General features: G+C 58.4%; 17 protein-coding genes and 6 pseudogenes. 11 read left to right on the top strand and 12 right to left on the bottom strand.

Annotated elements, in window-relative coordinates; translation table 11 throughout:
- Positions 1 to 7: 7 nt before the first annotated feature.
- Positions 8 to 493 (bottom strand): hypothetical protein, encoded by a 486-nt coding sequence (locus WGT02_RS36245; RefSeq protein WP_309475105.1) that lies wholly within the window; start codon positions 491 to 493, stop codon positions 8 to 10.
- Positions 494 to 1,073: 580 nt separating this feature from the next.
- Here WGT02_RS36245 and WGT02_RS36240 point away from each other — a divergent pair.
- Positions 1,074 to 1,658, top strand: a complete 585-nt coding sequence (locus WGT02_RS36240; protein WP_024316367.1) for a tyrosine phosphatase family protein — start codon at positions 1,074 to 1,076, stop codon at positions 1,656 to 1,658.
- Between the two features lie 204 nt (positions 1,659 to 1,862).
- Here the strand turns inward: WGT02_RS36240 and WGT02_RS36235 are convergent.
- Positions 1,863 to 2,124: pseudogene (locus WGT02_RS36235) on the bottom strand (hypothetical protein); the annotation flags it as partial.
- Between the two features lie 127 nt (positions 2,125 to 2,251).
- On the opposite strand from WGT02_RS36235, the gene WGT02_RS36230 reads away from it, so the two are divergent.
- Positions 2,252 to 2,485: a DUF6429 family protein gene (locus tag WGT02_RS36230; RefSeq protein ID WP_208245255.1), complete on the top strand. Its 234-nt coding sequence runs from the start codon at positions 2,252 to 2,254 to the stop codon at positions 2,483 to 2,485.
- Positions 2,486 to 2,495: 10 nt separating this feature from the next.
- Here the strand turns inward: WGT02_RS36230 and WGT02_RS36225 are convergent.
- The 3 genes and pseudogenes from WGT02_RS36225 to WGT02_RS36215 form a co-directional block, all read right to left on the bottom strand.
- A pseudogene (locus WGT02_RS36225) lies at positions 2,496 to 2,618 on the bottom strand (transposase domain-containing protein); the annotation flags it as partial.
- Positions 2,615 to 3,196 (bottom strand): annotated as a pseudogene (locus WGT02_RS36220) (hypothetical protein); the annotation flags it as partial. The pseudogenes WGT02_RS36225 and WGT02_RS36220, both read right to left, overlap by 4 nt.
- Before the next feature lie 164 nt (positions 3,197 to 3,360).
- Positions 3,361 to 3,624 (bottom strand): hypothetical protein, encoded by a 264-nt coding sequence (locus WGT02_RS36215; protein ID WP_208245256.1) that lies wholly within the window; start codon positions 3,622 to 3,624, stop codon positions 3,361 to 3,363.
- A 42-nt stretch (positions 3,625 to 3,666) separates the two neighbouring features.
- Between WGT02_RS36215 and WGT02_RS36210 the strand changes: the two genes are divergently transcribed.
- Entirely contained in the window at positions 3,667 to 4,278 is a 612-nt protein-coding gene (locus tag WGT02_RS36210; RefSeq protein ID WP_225040559.1) for a mobile mystery protein A, read from the top strand.
- A gap of 5 nt (positions 4,279 to 4,283) precedes the next feature.
- Positions 4,284 to 4,880 (top strand): annotated as a pseudogene (locus WGT02_RS36205) (mobile mystery protein B).
- Positions 4,881 to 5,549: 669 nt separating this feature from the next.
- Here the strand turns inward: WGT02_RS36205 and WGT02_RS36200 are convergent.
- The 3 genes and pseudogenes from WGT02_RS36200 to WGT02_RS36190 all read right to left on the bottom strand — a co-directional run.
- Positions 5,550 to 5,843, bottom strand: a complete 294-nt coding sequence (locus WGT02_RS36200; RefSeq protein ID WP_208245258.1) for a type II toxin-antitoxin system RelE/ParE family toxin — start codon at positions 5,841 to 5,843, stop codon at positions 5,550 to 5,552.
- Positions 5,843 to 6,148, bottom strand: a complete 306-nt coding sequence (locus tag WGT02_RS36195; protein WP_024316375.1) for a type II toxin-antitoxin system RelB/DinJ family antitoxin — start codon at positions 6,146 to 6,148, stop codon at positions 5,843 to 5,845. Before WGT02_RS36195 ends, WGT02_RS36200 begins: the two co-directional genes overlap by 1 nt.
- Before the next feature lie 228 nt (positions 6,149 to 6,376).
- Positions 6,377 to 7,401 (bottom strand): annotated as a pseudogene (locus WGT02_RS36190) (acetoacetate--CoA ligase); the annotation flags it as partial.
- A gap of 4 nt (positions 7,402 to 7,405) precedes the next feature.
- On the opposite strand from WGT02_RS36190, the pseudogene WGT02_RS36185 reads away from it, so the two are divergent.
- Positions 7,406 to 7,567 (top strand): annotated as a pseudogene (locus tag WGT02_RS36185) (Ku protein); the annotation flags it as partial.
- 16 nt (positions 7,568 to 7,583) lie between these two features.
- Here the strand turns inward: WGT02_RS36185 and WGT02_RS36180 are convergent.
- The 4 genes from WGT02_RS36180 to WGT02_RS36165 form a co-directional block, all read right to left on the bottom strand.
- Positions 7,584 to 8,783 carry a mandelate racemase/muconate lactonizing enzyme family protein gene (locus tag WGT02_RS36180; RefSeq protein WP_208245260.1) on the bottom strand — a complete coding sequence of 400 codons (1,200 nt, stop codon included), beginning with the start codon at positions 8,781 to 8,783 and terminating at the stop codon, positions 7,584 to 7,586.
- 17 nt (positions 8,784 to 8,800) lie between these two features.
- Positions 8,801 to 10,129 (bottom strand): mandelate racemase/muconate lactonizing enzyme family protein, encoded by a 1,329-nt coding sequence (locus tag WGT02_RS36175; protein ID WP_208245262.1) that lies wholly within the window; start codon positions 10,127 to 10,129, stop codon positions 8,801 to 8,803.
- 68 nt (positions 10,130 to 10,197) lie between these two features.
- Positions 10,198 to 11,364: a mandelate racemase/muconate lactonizing enzyme family protein gene (locus tag WGT02_RS36170; protein WP_024316380.1), complete on the bottom strand. Its 1,167-nt coding sequence runs from the start codon at positions 11,362 to 11,364 to the stop codon at positions 10,198 to 10,200.
- A gap of 54 nt (positions 11,365 to 11,418) precedes the next feature.
- Positions 11,419 to 12,129, bottom strand: coding sequence for a GntR family transcriptional regulator (locus WGT02_RS36165; RefSeq protein WP_024316381.1), 711 nt, complete (start codon positions 12,127 to 12,129; stop codon positions 11,419 to 11,421).
- Between the two features lie 209 nt (positions 12,130 to 12,338).
- Here WGT02_RS36165 and WGT02_RS36160 point away from each other — a divergent pair, with 209 nt between their 5' ends.
- The 6 genes from WGT02_RS36160 to WGT02_RS36135 all read left to right on the top strand — a co-directional run bounded on the left by WGT02_RS36160 (position 12,339) and on the right by WGT02_RS36135 (position 18,811).
- Positions 12,339 to 13,817 carry a sugar ABC transporter substrate-binding protein gene (locus WGT02_RS36160; RefSeq protein WP_024316382.1) on the top strand — a complete coding sequence of 493 codons (1,479 nt, stop codon included), beginning with the start codon at positions 12,339 to 12,341 and terminating at the stop codon, positions 13,815 to 13,817.
- A gap of 73 nt (positions 13,818 to 13,890) precedes the next feature.
- Positions 13,891 to 14,850 (top strand): carbohydrate ABC transporter permease, encoded by a 960-nt coding sequence (locus tag WGT02_RS36155; RefSeq protein WP_208245264.1) that lies wholly within the window; start codon positions 13,891 to 13,893, stop codon positions 14,848 to 14,850.
- The gene (locus tag WGT02_RS36150; protein ID WP_024316384.1) at positions 14,847 to 15,737 is read left to right on the top strand and encodes a carbohydrate ABC transporter permease; all 891 of its coding nucleotides are present in this window, start codon (positions 14,847 to 14,849) and stop codon (positions 15,735 to 15,737) included. The genes WGT02_RS36155 and WGT02_RS36150 overlap by 4 nt, the downstream gene beginning before the upstream one ends.
- An 11-nt stretch (positions 15,738 to 15,748) precedes the next feature.
- Positions 15,749 to 16,846 carry an ABC transporter ATP-binding protein gene (locus WGT02_RS36145; RefSeq protein ID WP_208245266.1) on the top strand — a complete coding sequence of 366 codons (1,098 nt, stop codon included), beginning with the start codon at positions 15,749 to 15,751 and terminating at the stop codon, positions 16,844 to 16,846.
- Positions 16,847 to 16,879: 33 nt separating this feature from the next.
- The gene (locus WGT02_RS36140) at positions 16,880 to 18,043 is read left to right on the top strand and encodes a mandelate racemase/muconate lactonizing enzyme family protein (RefSeq protein WP_024316386.1); all 1,164 of its coding nucleotides are present in this window, start codon (positions 16,880 to 16,882) and stop codon (positions 18,041 to 18,043) included.
- A 21-nt stretch (positions 18,044 to 18,064) separates the two neighbouring features.
- Positions 18,065 to 18,811 (top strand): ribonuclease activity regulator RraA, encoded by a 747-nt coding sequence (locus WGT02_RS36135; protein ID WP_024316387.1) that lies wholly within the window; start codon positions 18,065 to 18,067, stop codon positions 18,809 to 18,811.
- Positions 18,812 to 19,327 lie beyond the last annotated feature (516 nt).

Here is a 19,327-nt window from a genome sequence, read left to right as displayed (position 1 = left end):
TCAAGCACTATGGACGGGCTTCAGCTCGATCGAGAACCACTCGCATTTCCGCGAACCGTCTCTTACGTTCGCCATCTTCTTCAGTCGGCGAGTAACACGTACTGGAAACACAAAACCGAGACAAACGATGGGGTGGATTGGGGTTTTCGAATTCGCATTCGAAGATATCGGACATTTCAGCTTTCGGCGCCCCGGGCTTGGTGGAATACGACATGCGAACACCTGGAGGCTTTAGCTCTGGAAACGACTGCACTATCCCGACAGTGATCTGGTCGGTAAGTAAAAAGCTCTTTGCGACGTTTACGCAGGTCTTCTCTAGATCCGGCGCCTGTGCGAACACGATTCCCGGTGCAAATAACAATGTCAAAAGCAAGTATTGGCGCATCGATACCTCCTGCTCGTGGAGGTGAGAAGATAGCGTTCCATACATAAAAACAAGGTCGTAGACAGCGAGCCATTTGGAGGGCCCGATATCGACCACGATGGTCGCCATGGGGCCCTTTCAGTTTCTTTTTATGCGTTGATGATTGCAACCCGGCTGGCTCGGAACCTTCAGCCCTGCCAGCCGGTTCTTATCGTTGAAGCTGGAGGAACTGGCTATGCCCAAGAAAATTGCAACCCTACCCAGGGGGCGAGACCCTAAAGAGCAGCCTGTCCGTGACTCCGAACAGAAGGGCGCGCCCCAGGATGCTAACGATCGCAAACATCCGCCGCGAGATACAAGAGAGACGCCAGCGCCGAACCCAGACGGTGAGCCTGCCGACGGGCCTTAGTCTCGTCCGACAGCCCCGCCAATCTTACAAACCATTTCCCCGCAAGCATTGAAGCCCGCTGGCTGGCCGGCACTAAAAGCTGACTTCGCAGCCTCTATCCATCGAACCTAAGGACCCGGTATTGCGGCTTGTACATCAGCCATTGATTTCAGATGGATAGCAGACCCCTTGTTCACTTGTGGACTGAGATGGGCCCCATGGAGAGTGAGCCGAGGCTAAAATTGTGGCGTCCTCTCGAAATGATTGCTAATTAGAACCGCCGGCGGCTCCAGTCGGACAATCATCATAGAGGGTAGAGTTTTGGAATCGGTTATTGCCCCTGAGCTGACCATTTGTGGTATTCAGGAACTGCCCGCGCAGAGCGCTCGCAATGTCACGCATGTTCTGTCGATCGTGGATCCGGATCACCCTGAACTGGAAGTATTCGAGACTTACGGAAAGCACAACCGCGCGACATTGCGCTTCCACGACATCATCGTCGCAACGCGGGGTCTGATCATGCCAGCACCAGAGCATGTCGAAGCCATCCTGAAATTCGGCGCCGAGTATCTGGCTCGGGAGGATCGTGGGGCTCCCAGCCACGTCCTCGTGCACTGTCATATGGGCGTTTCTCGATCGACGGCGGCAATGCTGACTTTGATGGCCCAGACGGATCCGGATGAAAGCGCACAATCCCTGTTTGCGAGATTGGTTCGCATCCGCCCGCAAGCATGGCCGAATTCTCAAATGATCGGATTTGCTGATGAACAACTTGGCCGCAACGGAGAGCTTTTGAAAGAGCTTTCCCGCCATTACGGACGCCAGATCAAAAGCCAGCCGCATTTTACCGACTGGATGACGAGCCTCAACAGGCAGGCCGAACTCGCAATGGCAAGATTAGACTGATAATAGCGCCTGTTTAAAACGAAACATGACCTGTCCCGCAGCTGAGTGTTCCGCGGCAAGGCAGCCTTCACTGTCGTTGGCGCGCGCTCTAGAGACATGGCGGCGAGACTTTCATTCACCTTGATGATCTTACCAGATGGACTCACCAAGGCGACGCCGATTGGGGCTGCTTTGCATAATCCCCGACTTTAGTTCCTGCCCTCGCTATCCGGTATGGCGAAACCGGTATGGACCAGTCGACCAGGTCATCGTCACCTGCCCGGCCCGTGCCGTTGCCGCGCAATCGACGATGTCGTCGCGCGATCTTCTTGTTCCAGGCCACAGCCAGCCCAATCCCGAAATCGATGCAGCGCACCGCCTTCAGCTCGAAGGCCCGGTTCGGCAGGCCCTCAGCCCACTCGGGCGCAAAACCGATGCCGAGCCCGGCCGAGACCAACGATACCAGGGAATAAGTGTCGTCGCAGCTGTCTCATTGTCATGGAGATACACGAGATCTTCGGTCGGAATTAGGCACTCTCGACAGGCGAGGAAAATCTGGACGCATTCGGCGAGGACCCGCAGGAATTTCGCTTTGCTCGTGATATGCTCTCGCGATGGATATCGACGAAGACAAGATCGATGATGCTGTCTTGGCGTTGCTGTCGCTGACGCTTCATGACGGGTACCGGGCGTGGAAGGGTTTTGACTGGGCCACGACCGATCGCTTGTTCAAGAAGGGGATGATCGGGGATCCGGTGAACAAGTCGAAGTCGTTGGTCCTGACGGATGAAGGCCTGGAGCGCTCAAAAGCGCTCTTTGTCGAGCTATTTGGGCGGGCACCGCGATAGCGGCTTTTTCGGCCTTCCAAGCCCAAGGCAACAGTTCGTCGATCCTGCTCGCTGGATGATCTGCGATACGGGCAAGAAGGTCGGCAAGCCAGGCCTGAGGATCGACTTGGTTCATTTTTGCCGTGACGATCACGCGCGCGGCGATGAAACCCTCCGCATTCGAAGCGCGGCAAGCACTCGGCTACAAGCGGCAGTTTCCGCCCGTGCCGGTCGGCTAGCGGGCGAAATATGGCCACCGCAGGCAAGACCGATGAGGAAACCGAAGGCGGTCAGCTGCATCGTCCCGGCCGACGCGCCAAAGACCGCACCGAGCTCGGGCAATGCCGAGAGGTAGAGGTTGATCGACATCGCGCCGATCGCGACGAGCGTGCTGAGCAGGAATATCAAACCCGGCTCGCTGGCAACGCGCGTTTGCTTGCCATCTTGAAGTCCGGATTGGAGAGCGGTCGAATGGCCGGGTAGGTTTTGCCGGCTGGGGTGGCTGCGCTGCTCTGCCGAGGCGCTGACAGAAATGTATTGCCGGCTAAAATAGAGAGAAAACCGCTCGTCGGAAGGCACCCCAGTCCATCCTGCAAACAGGTCCGCCACCGTCCGGTTGCGGCCGGCGAGCACGTTCACGCAAAGCACCCGGCTGGCCTTGATCACATTGTTTGACCGGCTCGCATGGTTGACGTAGGCGAGTAATGGTGCCGGCGCGTCCGTGACGCTGCAGACCGCCGAGACGTCCCGCCGTTAGAGAGTCACGACACTCACCGCCGCCCCGAGTCTGGACACCGCTTCGCGGTATTTGAACTTGTCGACCATGGCTGCACTATTGTCATTGCAGTTTGGAAACCGACGCCGGATTGCATTTCACCCGCAGGATAAGTCCTCTTTCATGCGCGATGCGGCAGGTTGTTTTCATCGAGCATGTTGCCTCCAGCGCTTTCCAGCGCACGCCGATGGTGGCCCAGATGCACCAACGGCTCACGGGCGATTTCCTCCGAAACCTGCGCGCCGTAGAAGCCCGTGTCGGACAAATCGATCGTCGTGACATACGCTGCCACCACCTCTACATTCCTTTCCTGGAGATAGCGGGCCGTTACTCGTTCCACTGTTCCCAATCCATAGATAGTCGCGCGTATCGGCCTCAAGCTCATCTTGCCCTCCTTCGAGCGGGTAGGTCTCGCATCCTTTTCGTGATGCTGGAGTTGCCCTCCCATCGCGCCCGCTACATCCCCTCTAAGGTGAATGTACCGGGCCACGCCCGCGATCACTTGTATATGTTCGTTTTCTGTTTTTCCGCTCATATTTTTATGCTATATCCATCCGTAGATGGACATATATTTATGAACACAAAACAGGCCGCGCTCGCGCGCAAACAACTGGAACGCCGTCTCGCGCCATTGCGGGAACTTAAGCTCATTGCACCGCCTCGCGGTTGGATGAAAGCCATCCGCGAAGCTCTGGGGATGAGCACACGACAACTCGCCACTCGGATGGGGGCAGCCCCCTCGCGCATTCCGGCCATCGAGAAAGCCGAGGTTTCGGGCGCGACGACGATCAAGACGCTTCGGGAAGCGGCGGCGGCAATGAACTGCACGTTCGTTTACGCCTTCGTACCGATCAAGCCACTCGACGACATCCTTCACGAGCGAGCGGCAGAAAAGGCGGGGCAGGACATGGCGCGCCTGGATCATACGATGATGCTGGAAAACCAAGCTTTGCTCAAGCCGGATCTGGAGGACGAACGCCGCCGTCTCATTGACGCCATTCTGGCCGGTTCGCCCCGACGCCTGTGGGAGAATGACTGACTCCCATGGCAGACGCCGATCCTCGGTTCCAAGACGATGACGAAGCGAACACACCGCTAACCGCCGAGGAGCGGGAGCAGCTCATCCCTTCCTACATCACATTGCGGCATGAGTTAAACGAGGCCGAACAGGTCAACATCGGCGAAGGCTTGCGCTGGGCGATGTCACGAAGGCGTGACGTCCTCGACCAGGAATCCTTGAACGAGCTGCACCGCCGCATGTTTGGCGAGGTGTGGCGTTGGGCGGGACAATACCGCACGACGGGCCGGAACATTGGCGTTGCTGCATATCGTATCGCAATGGATGTCAGGCAGACAGTCGACGATGGCCGCTATTGGGTCGAGCACGGTACCTATCCACCCGATGAGATCGCTGTCCGGTTCAGCCACCGTTTGGTCGCCATCCAATCCTTCCCAAACGGAAACGGACGATTTTCCCGCCTGGTGGGCGACCTGCTCGCTCGCCAGCTCGGACGACCACCGTTTAGCTGAGGCCGGGCAAACCTGATTGACGCTGGCGAGACCCGTGCCCGCTATGTCACGGCGCTCCGGGCGGCCGACAATCACGAGATCGAACCCTTACTAGGGTTCGCGCGCTCGTAGGGGTCACAGGCACGCTCTCATGACCGTCGTGGGTGTGGGAAGCACAGGACGACCTCGCCGAGTTTACATCGAGGCGGTCGATTTCAACCTGACCGGTGTGCCGCGATCCGATCATGCGCGATTGATCCGCTCTTATCCGCGGATTGGGTACTGCATTTGCCATGTTTGTCACCAGCCTTCCACTCTTTAAGGAAGGACACAAGACTGAGCTCGCCCCACCGTATATCGAGGATTCTCATCCTGCGTGGATTTCGCGGCACGCCGGGCAAGGTGGTATGTTCAGAACTGCCCCAAAATTGTTGGGATCAGATGTTCTTGCGATCATCACGGAAGGGGCTATTGGCCGCAAATTTCTGCTCACGTCCCAGACGAAGCCGGTCAGTTCGCGGGCAATCGCATTGTTGACTTTCGGTTGCGGTTTGCCGATGGCGAGCCGACAGTATCATTGGTATAGCCTGGCTTTTGCCTTCCACGCGATGGCCCGATATCGTGCCATCCCCCAAATGCTCGGGGCCAGTCTGATCGCGACTTGGATGTCTGCGCTGATAACGCCCGCCTTGATAGTAATCGAACCGGAGGCTCGTTGAAGAAGCCTCTTAGCCATTGATTAACCTGGGTTTCTCATTTGGTGGTCTTGAAGAGATTCGGACCAAGGACCGGGTAAAGTCTCTACTCGTCGCCGACCTCGGTAGGCCACATTTGCGCGCCATGCAAAACGCGCAGGATCCGTATTCTATCGATCTTTACAACGTAAGCGGCGAAGTAAGGTGTGTGCGGTATGACAAACTCCCGAGTGCCAGTTATTCGGCCGGGACGTCCACTTTCAGGAAACTCAAGAAGACGACGTGCAGCACGAACAATCGCCTCGTCGACATGAGCCGCTGCCCGTGGATTTTCTTTTTCAATGTAGCTGAAGATGGCATCGCGATCGTCAAGCGCATATTGCGCCCAAACAAGCTTCATCAGTCGCGCACCTCTGCTTTGCGTAATGCTACCGCCCGGCGCTCTCGAAAACGCACCTCGGCGTCACCATCGTCGAGATCCGGTCGAGTGTCCTCTAGCGCCTGTAATACCTTCGCACGAAACCACGCATCGTGAGCCTCGCTGTGGTTGATAAGTTCGAGCGGTACGGCTCCCTCATTTGCTGTCCGAGTCAGAAGAATTCGGACAGCATCCGACAGGGTCAAACCCATATTTTCGAGAACCGCCGTGGCGCGTTCTTTTACGTCGGCATCAATCCGAGTCTGGACGAGTGCATTTGCAGCCATACTGTGGATCTCCTTCACCGCAAACGTAATTCATTTGAATGACATTTTCTAGAGCAAAGTTCGTTCTTCTATGGTCGCCTTGAAATGATCTGAACCGACGAACCCTCAACTAAATCATTTAAACACCTGAAAAAATCAATAATTTGCGGCGTAGCGCAATTTATTGAACGCATTTGTCGTGAATCATCGAAATTGTATTGTGCAGCCAGCCATCGATCACGCTGACTCCTAAACCTTCAGCGCTTCGAGCCCCGCATAAAGCTCCAGCGCTTTCGGATTGCCGAGCGCTTCCTTTTTTTCACTGGCCTCCATGCACAACCTCTCGGACAGCGAGTTCGACGATCTTGCCGGAGGTGCGCGGAATATCGGCGACCTGGGTCACCTTTGCAAGCACGTGACGCGGTGAGGCGCCGGTGTGGATCTTCGACTTGATCTTCTTCTCGAGATCGGCGTCCAGCGCCAGGCCTGGTCCAAGGCGAACGAAAAGAATCACCCGAACGTCGTCGTCCCAGTCCTGGCCAATGCAAATGGCTTCGGCGACTTCGTCGAGCCGTTCGACCTGGTTGTAGATTTCGGGCGTGCCGATGCGCACGCCGCCCGGGTTGAGGGTCGCCTCCGAGCGGCCATCGATGATCAGGCCGCCATGTTCCGTCCATTCGGCGAAGTCGCCGTGCTACCAGACATTGTCGAAACGCTCGAAACAGGCGGCGCGGTATTTGGCGCCGTTATCGTCGTTCCAAAAGCCAACGGGCAGGGAGGGAAAAGCGCGCGTGCAGACCAGCTCGCCCTTCTCGCCCGCACCGCCCTGCCCTCGTCATCCCACGCATCGACGGCGAGGCCGAGGCCGGGCCCCTGAATCTCGCCGCGCCAGACCGGCGTTACAGGATTGCCGAGCACGAAACAGGAAACGATATCGGTGCCGCCGGAAATCGAGGCGAGCTGCACATCCTCCTTGATGCCCTCATAGACGAAGGTGAGGCCCTCGTGAGACAAGGGCGAGCCGGTGGAAATGATGAGACGAAGCTTAGAGAGATCATGGGTCCTCAGCGGTTCAATGCCGCCTTTGCGCATCGCGTCGAAATATTTGGCTGATGTGTCGAAGATGGCGAAGCGCTCCTCAGCGGCGTAGTGCCACAAAACGTTGCCTGAGGGGGCGAAGGGCGAGCCGTTGAACAAGCATACGTCCCGCCACTTGCCATTCCTGACGCAAGCCAGTTCCACATCATTCAGCCGCAGGTGGTGAAATAGAAGAGGGCTATCGAGAACGCGCAGTATATCGTGCTGGAGTCGGAAGAGGTTGCCGCCGCCGTACCCGATAGCGACAAGACCTTGAAGATCGAGGCCTTCATTTCCTGTTTACAGATCGATTTCACCTATTTCGAGAAGCCCTATTACCTGGCGCCCAACAAGATGGACACGGCAGGTGGAGGGAGGTTCAGTCGAAAAAGCCCGCATCCTCTTCCCTGAGATATCTCCTGGCCCCTTCAGCGTCGATATCGAGGCCCAGCCCCGGCGCTTCCAGTAGGTCCACCATGCTGTCCTTCACGATCTGCGGCGGCAAGCCGATTACCAGGTCCTCCCACCAGGGGTCGGAGGCGGTCGGATATTCGAAGGCGATGTAATTTGCCGGCAACGTGGCGCAGACATTGATCAACGCGCCGAGGCCCAGCAGGCCGTTAGCAGTGCCGTGCGGTGCCATCAGGATCGAGTGCATGTAGGCGTGCTCGGCGACCCATTTGAGCTCGGCAATGCCGCCAACATCGGCTGGATCGAGGCCGATGACGCGTACCGCCTGCGTCTCGATCAGTTCCTTGAAATTGTGCCGCAGGTAGATCTGCTCACCAGTGTGGATTGGCGTCGAGGTGGAGGTTGTCAGTTCCCGATAGGCCTGCGGATTGACCCACGGCACATAGTCGCCCGTCAGCATGTCCTCGAGCCACATCAAATTGTACTTCTCTACCGCGCGAGCGAACTTAATCGCATCGGGCAGCATCCAGCCCGGACCGCAGTCGAGTGCCAGGCTGACTTTGTCGCCCAGCACTTCCTTCATCGCGATCACGCAGTCGAGCATGTGATTGAAACCGCGCTCGCTGATCACGCCCTGATCCATGGCACCATGATAGCCGGCCTTCTTCTGCGTCACGCCGTAGTGGAAGCCCTCGATGGTGTCCTTCATGTTGGAGTGGAACGAGATTCCTTGCTTGACCATGAAGAAGTTCTGCGGCTGCTGCATCATCCATTTGACGTCAGCGGCGTAATCCTCCGGCCGGTCGCCCGTGCGTTTCTGGCGAACCGAGCCATTGTAGACGCGCACCTTGTCCCGCACCTTGCCGCCGAGCAGTTTATAGGCGGGCACGCCCGCGGCCTTGCCAGCAATATCCCACAGCGCATGCTCAATAGCGCTCACTGCCGCGCCGTACGGCTTGAAAGAGCCGCGTTGGCGGATCTTCAACATTACTCTCTCGACGTCGGTCGGGTCCTCGCCGACCAGCGCCTCGCGGAAATGCAGCACCCAGGGCTTGAGGTAGGACTTGGTGAATTCGACTTCGCCCAAGCCATAGAGGCCCTCGTCCGTAACGATGCGGACGATCGGGTGTTTGCCGATAACGGCGCAGCGGAGATCGGTGATCTTCATCTTCGTTCCTTTTCGCCTCAGCTCCAGGTGCGATCCCAGGAATACTCATCGTCCCAGTGATCCGTAGGCTGCCAGATGCCGGTGACACCCGGCTGCAGATGCTGCGAGATCACCTCGTCGACGACGTCGTCAATCCCCAGGCCCGGCTTGTCCGGAACAGTGATAAAGCCGTCCTTAACCAGCGGCTTGGGAAGGCCGGTGACGATATCGTCCCACCAGTCGACATCGGCAGAGTGGTATTCGAGCGCCATGAAGTTTTCAGTCGCGGTCGCGACTGCCATGTGGATGGCCATGGCGATACCATGGTCCTGCGCCATATCGCCGATCTTCTTGGTCTCGAGGATACCCCCGCTGGTGAGCAGGTCCGGGTGGATAACGGAGAGGCCGCCACTCTTGAGCAGAGGCTCGAAGCCCTCCTTCAGGTATATGTCCTCCCCGGTGCAGATCGGCACCGTGGTGGCGCCCTGCAGTTGTCGGTACTGCTCGGTGTACTGCCATGGGATCACGTCCTCAAGCCAGGCTGGCACGTATTTTTCAATTCGCCTGGCAAGGCGAATGCCGTTCTGCACTGAGATATGGCCGATATGGTCGATCGCGAGCGGCACATCCATGCCGATGACCTCACGAACCTCGGCGATGTATTGCTCAAGCAGGTCGAGGCCCTTGTCGGAAAAGTGGAGGCCGGTAAACGGGTGCTGGACGTTATGCAAATCGTACACAGCGTTGCGGACGCGCCGCTCGTCAAAGGTCTTCACTGCGCCGCGACCGGGGTGGTCGCGGTATCCTTCTAGTGAGCCGGCAGGAAACACGACCGCACCGGGCACATCCGCGATCTGCATCAGTCCCAAATCCATCTTGAGGAAGGTGAAGCCGAGCTCCATGCGCTGCTTGAGGCGCTTGCCGGTCTCGGTGCCGCTCGGCACGGTGGCGTCGGTATCGCAGTAGACGCGCACTTTCTCCCGAAAACGACCGCCGAGCATCTGGTAGATGGGGACGCCATAGCCCTTGCCGACAAGATCCCACAACGCGATTTCAACCGCCGATACGCCGCCGCCTTGCCGGCCGTGCCCGCCGAACTGCTTGATCCGGCGAAACAGTCGATCGATGTTGCAAGGGTTCTCGCCAAGCAACCGGCTCTTCAGCATCATCGCGTAGGTGGCGCTGGCACCGTCGCGCACCTCGCCAAGCCCGACGATGCCCTGGTTGGTGTAAATCTTAAGCAGCACTGAGGTGAACGGCGCGCCGACAATTTCGGCTACCCGCATGTCGGTGATGCGAAGGTCGGACGGCTTGGAATGCGTGTTCACCCGATTGAGCGCCTCGTCGGCTCCATCTGCCTCTGGCATGATTTATCCTCGTTCTGGTCGGCGGGGCTCGTCGTCGCGCACGCTGAGGCGGCGTAGAGCGTTGCTACCTAGTCCAGCTCTATCTCGTGATTTTGAAGGTAGTCGCGGTTCATTTCAACGCCGAGACCAGGCTTGGGCGTAAGCTTGAGGCTGCCATTCGAAACATCGAGTGCTCTGTCGATGAGGTGATCGTATTTGCCCAGGTTCCACTCAGACGTTTCAAGTTTGTAGAAATTAGGAACGGTCATCATCACCTGCGCTCCCGCAACCACGTTGATCGGCCCTGCGGCGTCATGCGGCGAGACCGGGATGTAGTAGGCTTCGCATAGGGCAGAAATCTTCTTAAGTTCGGTAATGCCGCCGGTCCAGGTGACGTCCGGCATGATGTAGTCAGCGAGCTTGTTTTCGAGCACCGGCACGAAATCCCATTTCGTGTGGCCGCGCTCGCCCCACGAGATAGCGGCGCTGACCTTCTCACGGACCTGTCTGAGAGCGTTGAGGCTCTCCGGTGGACAGGGCTCCTCGAACCAGTCGATCTGACCAGCTTCCTCGAGGCTCCGACAAAGGCGAATGGCGGTGGGAACGTCGAACCGGCCATGCGCATCGATGAGGATGTCGACATCAGAGCCCGCCGTTTCGCGGATCAGAGCCGTGAGTTCGGCGGCTTCGCGCTCATCCTTGCGGGTCATGCTGCCATCGAGGTAGCCGTCGCGCTGTTCGCGAGGCTGTCCATCGGCGGTGCGGCCTTGGTGGGGGAAAGGATCGAACTTGAGCGCAGTGTGGCCGGACTCGACGATGTCTCGAATTTCGCGGACCACAGCCTCATTGCTGGTAAATTTAGCCTGGTGGGGATGAGTGTAGAGCGCAATTTCATTGCGTACCGGTCCACCCAACAGCTCGTAAATCGGCTTACCCAAGACTTTGCCTCGGATGTCCCAGAGGGCTATGTCAATGGCGCTCACGCATTCGACTGCGGCGCCGCGACTGCCCATGTAGGTGAAGCTGCGGAATATCTTGTGCCACAGATACTCAATACGCGCCGGGTCCTCGCCTGTCACAGCGGCACCGATCTGCCTCAGGATCGTGCAGAGGGCGCGATTGGCGAGCCTTGTCGTGGTGGTGATCTCTCCCCAGCCGCTCACCCCCTCGTCGGTCGTCACTTCGACGAACAGAAACTCTCCCCAATAAGAAGCATCGGACTTGATTAGCCACGGCCGAACGCTGGTGATTTTCATCTCAATTGCCTTGATCCGAAGTGGTCGGGATAACGATATTCCACGCCATGTATTCTATCCTGCCCGAGCGGCGTTACGCGCACGCATGTGTTCGAGGATGTGCCGGCCGGAGCCCTCGACATGGCGTGCAATGAGTTCGCCTGCCTCGTTCGCATTTCCCGCTTTTACATGCGCGATGAGCTCGCGATGCTCGCGAAGGATCGCGGCGCGCCGGGCGAGCGTGAAGTTGAAACGCCGGCTCACGGCTCGAAGCACTTCGCGATGCTTCCACCAAAGCTCGGCGGCATGGCGGTTGTAGTGTCTTTGGTACATTATGGTGTGAAAGGCGGTGTCCAGCTCGCTGTGCCTGAACGTGTCGGCGAAGTTGTTCTCTTCAATCAAGCCTTGGATGCGTTCGAGTTCAGCAATGTCCTCGACGGTGGCCATATTCACGAACCATCGCGTCAGTGCCGGCTCGATCAAGACTCCTATCTCGTAGATGTCCCGAACAAAATCCTGGTCTATGGGCCGGACGCGCGCTCCGCGGTTGGGAACAAGGGTGACAAAGCCCTCCCCGCGCAACAGTTGCAAAGCCTCACGCACGGGGTTGGTCGAGGTGCCGTGGCGCCGGGCGAGATCGGTGACCACAAGCCGTTCGTTGGCAGCGAGCCGCCCTTCGATGATGTCTTCCCTGATCAGTTGATAAAGCGAGGCGCCCTCGCTGGAGGCCCCGATAGCGTCAATCCCTTCGGGTGGCTCTGCTTTAAAATCGCTTGTATCGGCCAAGACTGTCCCCAATCAATACACACATTGCTCAGATATCATGCGAGGCTTCTGCAAACAATGTACGATTTCTCTAGTTGACAGGCAATCAACGATCTGAAAACGTATGATTAGCTCGAAGGGATACATTCGCTGAAAACGTCCTGCGGCCGACGAGCAAAGACCGCTCGCCTTGAGGCAGAGCGGCATGGGAGAGAACCTGGAGGATACCTATGACGAGGATTTCACTCGGAGGTGCCGTCCTGCGCGGCACTGTCTCCACTGCTTTGATGGTATCGTTGATGTCCGCGTCGGCGCTGGGTGCGCCGGTCGACTTGAGCAAGTGGTCGCCGCAATATGTGCGCTCCATTGCCGGGACCCAGGATTTTGACACGGCGGGCGATTGCGCCAAGGTCACCCCGCTCGACTACAAGGGGCGACTGACTTTCTGGTATCAGGGCGTGTTCGAGGGAGACCCCGACCTCCTGCGAGAGTATTATAAGGAGTTCTTCAAGACCTTCCGCAAAACCTATCCAAACATCCAGCTTGAGGAACAAGCCCTCACCTATAACGACCTGCTGGACAAGTTCCGGACCGCGCTCCTTGGCAATGCAGCGCCCATGGCGGTCCGACTGCAAATCCTGGGGGGCACCGAGTTCGCCTCAAAGGGTTATTTGCAGCCGCTCAAACCCGAGGATGTAGGGTATTCGACCGAGGATTTCTGGCCCGGCGCAATGAAGGCTGTAACTTGGGAGGGGGTGACCTACGGCATTCCAACCAACAACGAGACGATGGCGTTCATCTGGAACGCCGACATCTTCAAGCGTGCAGGCCTGGATCCGGACAAGGCTCCGGCAACCTGGGACGACGTCGTCCAGTATTCCAAGCAGATCCACGACAAGCTCGGCATTGCCGGTTACGGCCTCGTGGCTCGCAAGAATGCCGGCAATACGCCGTACCGCTTCATGCCGCAGCTGTGGGCCTACGGCGGCGGCGTCTTCGACGAAGCTACCGCCAACCCGACCTATAAGAAGGTCGAGCTCAATAGCCCGCAGAGCAAGGCGGCATTGCAAGCCTCCTACGATATGTATGTTCGCGACAAGTCGGTTCCGGTTTCGGCGCTCACCAACCAGCAGGCCGACAACCAGCCCCTCTTCCTCGCTGGCCAGCTCGGCATGATGATTTCGCACCCGTCCGACTACAACGTCATGCTCGACCTGCAGAAAAAAGCGACGGATACCGACAAGGATAAGGCGCAGACCGTCATCGACAACATGCGCTACGGCCTGATTCCAACTGGCCCCGACGGCAAGCGTGCCGTCGTGTTCGGGGGCTCCAACATTCACATCCTGAAGCCCGAATATGTCGAGGGCGGCAAGGTAGACGAACCGGCTGCAAAGGCTATCATCTGCATGTGGACGAGCCCCGAATGGTCACTGAAGATGGCCTATGCCGGCTCGAACCCGGGAAACCTTAACGGCTTTAAGACCAAATGGATGAAGGAACGTCTGGACAACATCAAGTTCCTTGATGTCACGACCTCGATGCTGCCCTACGGCATCCCGTTCCCGGCGCTGCCACAGTCCCCCGAGATCATGAACATTATCGTCCCGGACATGCTGCAGAATGCCCTGACCGGAGCCATGACCGTCGACCAAGCAGCGGACGACGCGGCCAAGAAGGTAAAAGACCTGACGGACGGCGGACTCTAGACCAAGCCTGACGATCTGACCGGCTGCGCCTCGATTGCAGCCGGTTTGTTCCGAAGAATAAGGGCACGGCACAGTGACGATCTTGACTGGCAAGGCCGAGACTCGCCGAAGACTTCAACCCGGTAGGTCCGGCGTGCTGCGAAAGATTTGGGAGCACCGCGCTGATTACGCGTACGTGCTTCCTGCGATCGCCGTGATGCTCATCGTCATAGCCTACCCTATCTACTACACGATCGAGCTGTCGTTCTTTAATACACCGCCTGGCCTGCAGCTCCGGGACAAAATTTTCATCGGCCTCGACAACTACATCGCCATCGTCACAAGTCCGGTGTTCTGGAAGGTCACCTCGAACACTCTTATCTGGACACTGGGATCCACTTTCATCTCATTTGTCCTGGGGTTTGCCAGCGCCCTGGCGCTCCATCGTGACTTTGCCGGCCGTGGCATCCTGCGCGCCGTCCTGATCATTCCCTGGGTCATCAGCGCGGTCGCCGCGTCCTATATCTGGAAGTGGATCTATCATTCGGATTTTGGGATTATCGGCGCGGTGCTGGTCGGCCTCGGATTGGCCGACCGGCCGCCGAATTTCATCGACAGCGTCAGCACTGTACTGCCCTCGCTGATCGTCGTCAATATCTGGCGGGAGTTTCCGTTTGCCATGATCATGATGATGGCTGGCCTGCAGACAGTCCCCGACCAGTTGCTGCGCGCCGCAAAAGTCGACGGAGCCAATGCATGGCAGCGGTTCTGGCACGTCACCTTTCCGCACTTGAGAAACGTCTCGACGGTGACGATCCTTCTGCTGGCAGTGGCCAACTTCAATTCTTTCATCATCCCCTGGATCATGACCGGCGGCGGGCCGTCGAACGCATCGCATATCTGGATCACCCACATTTATGAACTCGCCTTCGGCCGCCAGCGCTGGGGGGGGGCATCGGCCTATTCGGTGCTGCTGTTCCTGATCCTGATGTCGCTCGGCTACTTCTACGTCCGTGCGCTGAGCGGTAACGAACAGAAGGATGGGAGCGAATGAGCACGATTGCCGAGAATGCTCATCGAGGCCAGGCGCGTCGTCGTGTGCGCATCGATGGATGGCGGTGGGGCGGACGCATCTTCCTTGTGTTCATGCTGCTTTACACCGCGTTACCGATGATCTGGATGCTGATCACCTCGATCAAGTCCGGCTTCGCGGCCATGCAATTCCCGCCGCAATGGTGGCCGGACCAACCCACCCTTGCCAGCTACCAGAAGCTGCTCGATCCGCAAAACAGCGTCGGTCAGGACTTCCTGCGCTTCTTCTGGAACAGCCTTTTCGTCTCCACCGCCACGACCATCCTTTCGGTGATCGTGGCAGTTCCTGCGGCCTACGCGTTTTCGCGCTTCACCTTCCCGGGCCGGAACTTTCTGTTCTTCGCCGTCTTGCTTCGCAACATGTTCCCGGCCGTGATCTTTCTCGTGCCGCTCTTCATCCTGATGCGCGCGATCGGGCTGGTAAACACGCATGGGTCGCTCATCCTCACCTACCTCACATTCGGCCTGCCGCTGGCAATCTGGCTCCTGAAGGGTTTCTACGACAACATCCCGGTGCAGCTCGAGCAAGCGGCGCGCATCGACGGGGCAACGCGGTTCCAGGCCTTTGTCCTGATCGTGATGCCGCTCTCGACGCCAGGAATCATCGCCACGGCGATCTATTCCTTTATCGGCGCGTGGAACGAATACATCTATGCCTACACCTTCCTCTCCAAGAACGAGCAGTTGACACTCCCGGTCGGCATCCAGCGCTTCTTCTCGGAAAATACGACGGACTTTCCGGGCCTGATGGCGGCCAGCTTTATGATGAGCGTGCCCGTCGTGGTCCTGTTTCTCGTCCTGCAACGATACTTTGTACGCGCCCTCACGGAAGGCGCAGTCAAGCACTAGGGGAGTTGCCGGTGGCCCACGTGGTCCTCAAAGATCTGGTCAAGACCTATGGCAGCTTCAAAGCTGTCAATAATGTTTCGCTGACGGTCAACGACGGCGAATTCGTTGCGCTCGTCGGCCCTTCAGGCTGCGGCAAGACAACCACGCTCAATCTTGTGGCGGGGCTCATCCCCATCACATCTGGCGACATCGTCATCGGCGACCGGGTGGTCAACGACCTCGACCCCAAGGACCGGGACATCGCAATGGTGTTCCAGAACTACGCGCTCTATCCGCAAAAATCGGTCTATAAAAATCTGGCGTTCCCGCTGCAGATGCGCAAACTGCCAAGGGACGAGATCGACAAGAAGGTCAAAGAAGCAGCGCGAGTGCTCGACATGACGCAGCTGCTCGAGCGTAAGCCGCGCGAACTTTCGGGCGGGCAACAGCAGCGCGTGGCCCTGGGCCGCGCCCTCGTTCGAGATCCGGCGGTATTCCTGATGGATGAACCACTGTCCAACCTCGATGCAAAGCTGCGTGTGCAGATGCGGTCGGAAATCAAGCGCTTCCACCAGGACCTCAAGGCGACGATCATCTATGTGACCCACGACCAGCTCGAAGCCGTAACCATGGCCGACAGGATGGCGGTGATGAACGGCGGCTACCTGCAGCAATACGATTCACCGGCGCAGGTCTTTGCCCATCCGGTGAACATGTTCGTCGCCAGCTTCGTCGGCAGCCCGGCGATGAGCCTTGTTCCGCTGGAGGCATCAACGGCAAGCGGCAACACTGTGTTGACCAGCGCGGAGGGCTGGCGCCTCGAGCTCTCGCCACAGAACGCCCAGAAGGTCGCGAGGGCAACCACCAAGAAAGTCGTGCTCGGCGCACGTCACTCGACGATCAAGCTGCACAAGAGTGCGGTGCCAGGAAGCGTCCCTGCGAAGGCCTACACGGTCGAGCCGACCGGCGATGTCACCTTCATACAGGCGTTCCTGTCTGGCGTCATCGTCAACGTCAGCGTGCCGCCGACCATTGCCGTCGCGCCCGACGAGCAGATTTGGCTCGAGTTCGACCAGGAGCGGATGCATCTGTTCGACGGCGAAACAGAAATGGCCCTCAAGGCCAGCTGAGACAGAGCGGATGCGTGTGGAACGAGGACGTGGATGACTACGAAGCTTAAAATCACCGCTATCAAGCCCTATCCGGTATGGGTAGGAACACGCAACCAGATGCTCGTCAAGGTCGAGACAGACAACGGCATCTTCGGCTGGGGCGAAAGCGGTTTGAGCGGTCGCGAGAAGGCAGTGGCCGGCGCGATCGAGCACTATCGCGAGTTTCTCATCGGCCGCGACCCGATGCAAATTGGTCGGATCTGGCAAGAAGTTTATCGTAGCCAATACTTCGAGGGCGGGCGCGTTCTGCAGGCGGCGATTTCCGCCATCGACATTGCCCTTCACGACATCAAGGGCAAGGCGCTGGGGGTGCCGGCCCACGACCTGCTGGGCGGCAAGCAGCGCGACCGCATTTCTACCTTCGCCTCGACCGGTGACGAGGCCGAGGGCGATGTTGCCATCGAGCGAGCCCGCGAACTATGCGCACAGGGGTGGCAGGCAATCCGCTTCTTCCCCATCGGGCAAAACAGCAAGGACTTCTTTGAGCCGCGCGAGTCGATCGGCGCTACCGCAAGTATGCTAAACAAGGCGCGCGAGGCGCTGGGCGACAACGTCGTGCTCGGCATCGACTATCACCATCGGCTGTCGGTGGCAGAGGCGGCGAGCTTCTGCAACAAGCTCGGCCGTGGCGTGCTTGATTTCCTCGAAGAGCCGATACGAGACGAGACCCCGGAGGCCTACGAATCTCTGCGCACGATGACCGACATCCCGTTCGCCATCGGCGAGGAATTTGCTAGCAAGTGGCAGTTCCTGCCCTACATCGAGCGAGGCATCCATCAGTTCAACCGGCTCGATGTTTGCAATGTTGGCGGGCTCACCGAAGCGATGAAGGTCGCTGGCTGGAGCGAGGCGCACTATGTGGACCTGATGCCGCACAATCCCCTCGGCCCAGTCTGCACGGCCGCGACCATCCATCTCGCCGCCGCGGTACCGAATTTCGCTTGGCTCGAGACCAGGGCGCCCGAAGCAAAGCTGGGCTTCGATAATTCCGACTTCTTCCCAGTACAACCACGGCTCGACGGCCCCGACTATCCGGTCAGCGATCTGCCGGGGCTCGGCGTCGAGGTCAACGAAGAGGCGGTCAAGGCGGAGAGCTTTCGTTTCTGGGAAGCGCCTCACCTGAAGCGCCGCGACGGTTCTGTCACAAACTGGTAGTTTCATCCACCGGAGCCTAAAATGACGCATACACCCGACATTACGCGACCGCCCAAAGAGCTGATCGACGCACTGAAGGAAATCGGCGCCGCGACGGTTTCCGGCACGCTTGGCCACATGGGTTTCCGCAATCCGCACATGGTCGGTCCCGTGCCGCAGAATCGCGGGAAGTCGATCGTCGGGCCGGCCCTGACGCTTCAATTCATGCCGCAGCGGCCGGACCTCTTCACCGAGGGAGAATATGCAGATCCGGAGACGCAGTTGCACCGCCATGTGCTTTATCACGTGCACGAGGGCGATGTGGTCGTGGTCGACGCGCGCGGCGACATGAGCTCGGGCGTCTTTGGCGATATGATGTCGACGTATTTCAAAGGCAGAGGCGGCGCTGGCATCGTAATCGACGGGTGCATGCGCGATCGGCCCAATGTCGAGAAGCTAGATCTCCCCCTATGGCTGCGCGGCTGGACGCCCAACTATCATGTGCAGACTGGCATCTATCCCAACGCCGTCAACGTTCCGATTGCCTGCGGCGGTGTCACGGTAATCCCCGGAGACATCGTCGTCGCCGACGATGACGGGGTGGTGGTGCTTCCAGTCGCAATGGCCCCGAAGGTAATCGAAGAATCGCAAAAGCATCACGATTGGGAGGAGTTCTCGCGAGTGAAGCTTATGGGGGGCGGGTCGTTGCAGCGCTACTATCCGCTGCATGACGATGCCCGCGGAGAGTACGAAGAGTGGCGCAAAACAAAACGCTCGGGAACAACTTAGCCAATGGATTACCCTAGGCGGGCGGCGAACTTTCTGGGATATCGCCGGCGTCTACACAAAAAGCACTGAGTCGAATTTCGCCCTCGGCGCCCGCTTTTCGATCAGGCAGCCGGGATCCAGACGCCGAGGTTCGCCGAATGTCACCTTCTATGAAGGGTGTCGGATGCCGGCAGCTTTGGGCCGAACGTTGCATGGCGGCGTCGGGTCTTCGGAACTAGTGGACGTTCAGATCGCGAGGGGCTGAAAATTTTAACTTCGGGCCACGTTCCGCCACCAAACTTTAGATTTTCGCTCACATTGTAGAGGCCGCATCGATTGCCATGCCCTACCGGCATCGCCGGGCGAAGACCGACCGCATCGATCCTGATGTGATGGGATACGAACCATCGGCCTCACAGCCTTTTTTCAAAGATGCTGAAAACTCGGCCTTTGTTGTGTAACCCGTATTTATGGAACTAACAGGCGGTGCAATTGAGCCGGCCCGAGCGCATGGCGGCGGCGATCTTTTCCGATTGT

The organism is Rhizobium sp. T1470 (genome assembly GCF_042140505.1).
In the GTDB taxonomy this organism is placed as follows: domain Bacteria; phylum Pseudomonadota; class Alphaproteobacteria; order Rhizobiales; family Rhizobiaceae; genus Rhizobium; species Rhizobium favelukesii.
The sequence above is the reverse complement of the archived record's forward strand: the minus strand, read 5'-3'. Positions and strand labels throughout refer to the sequence as shown.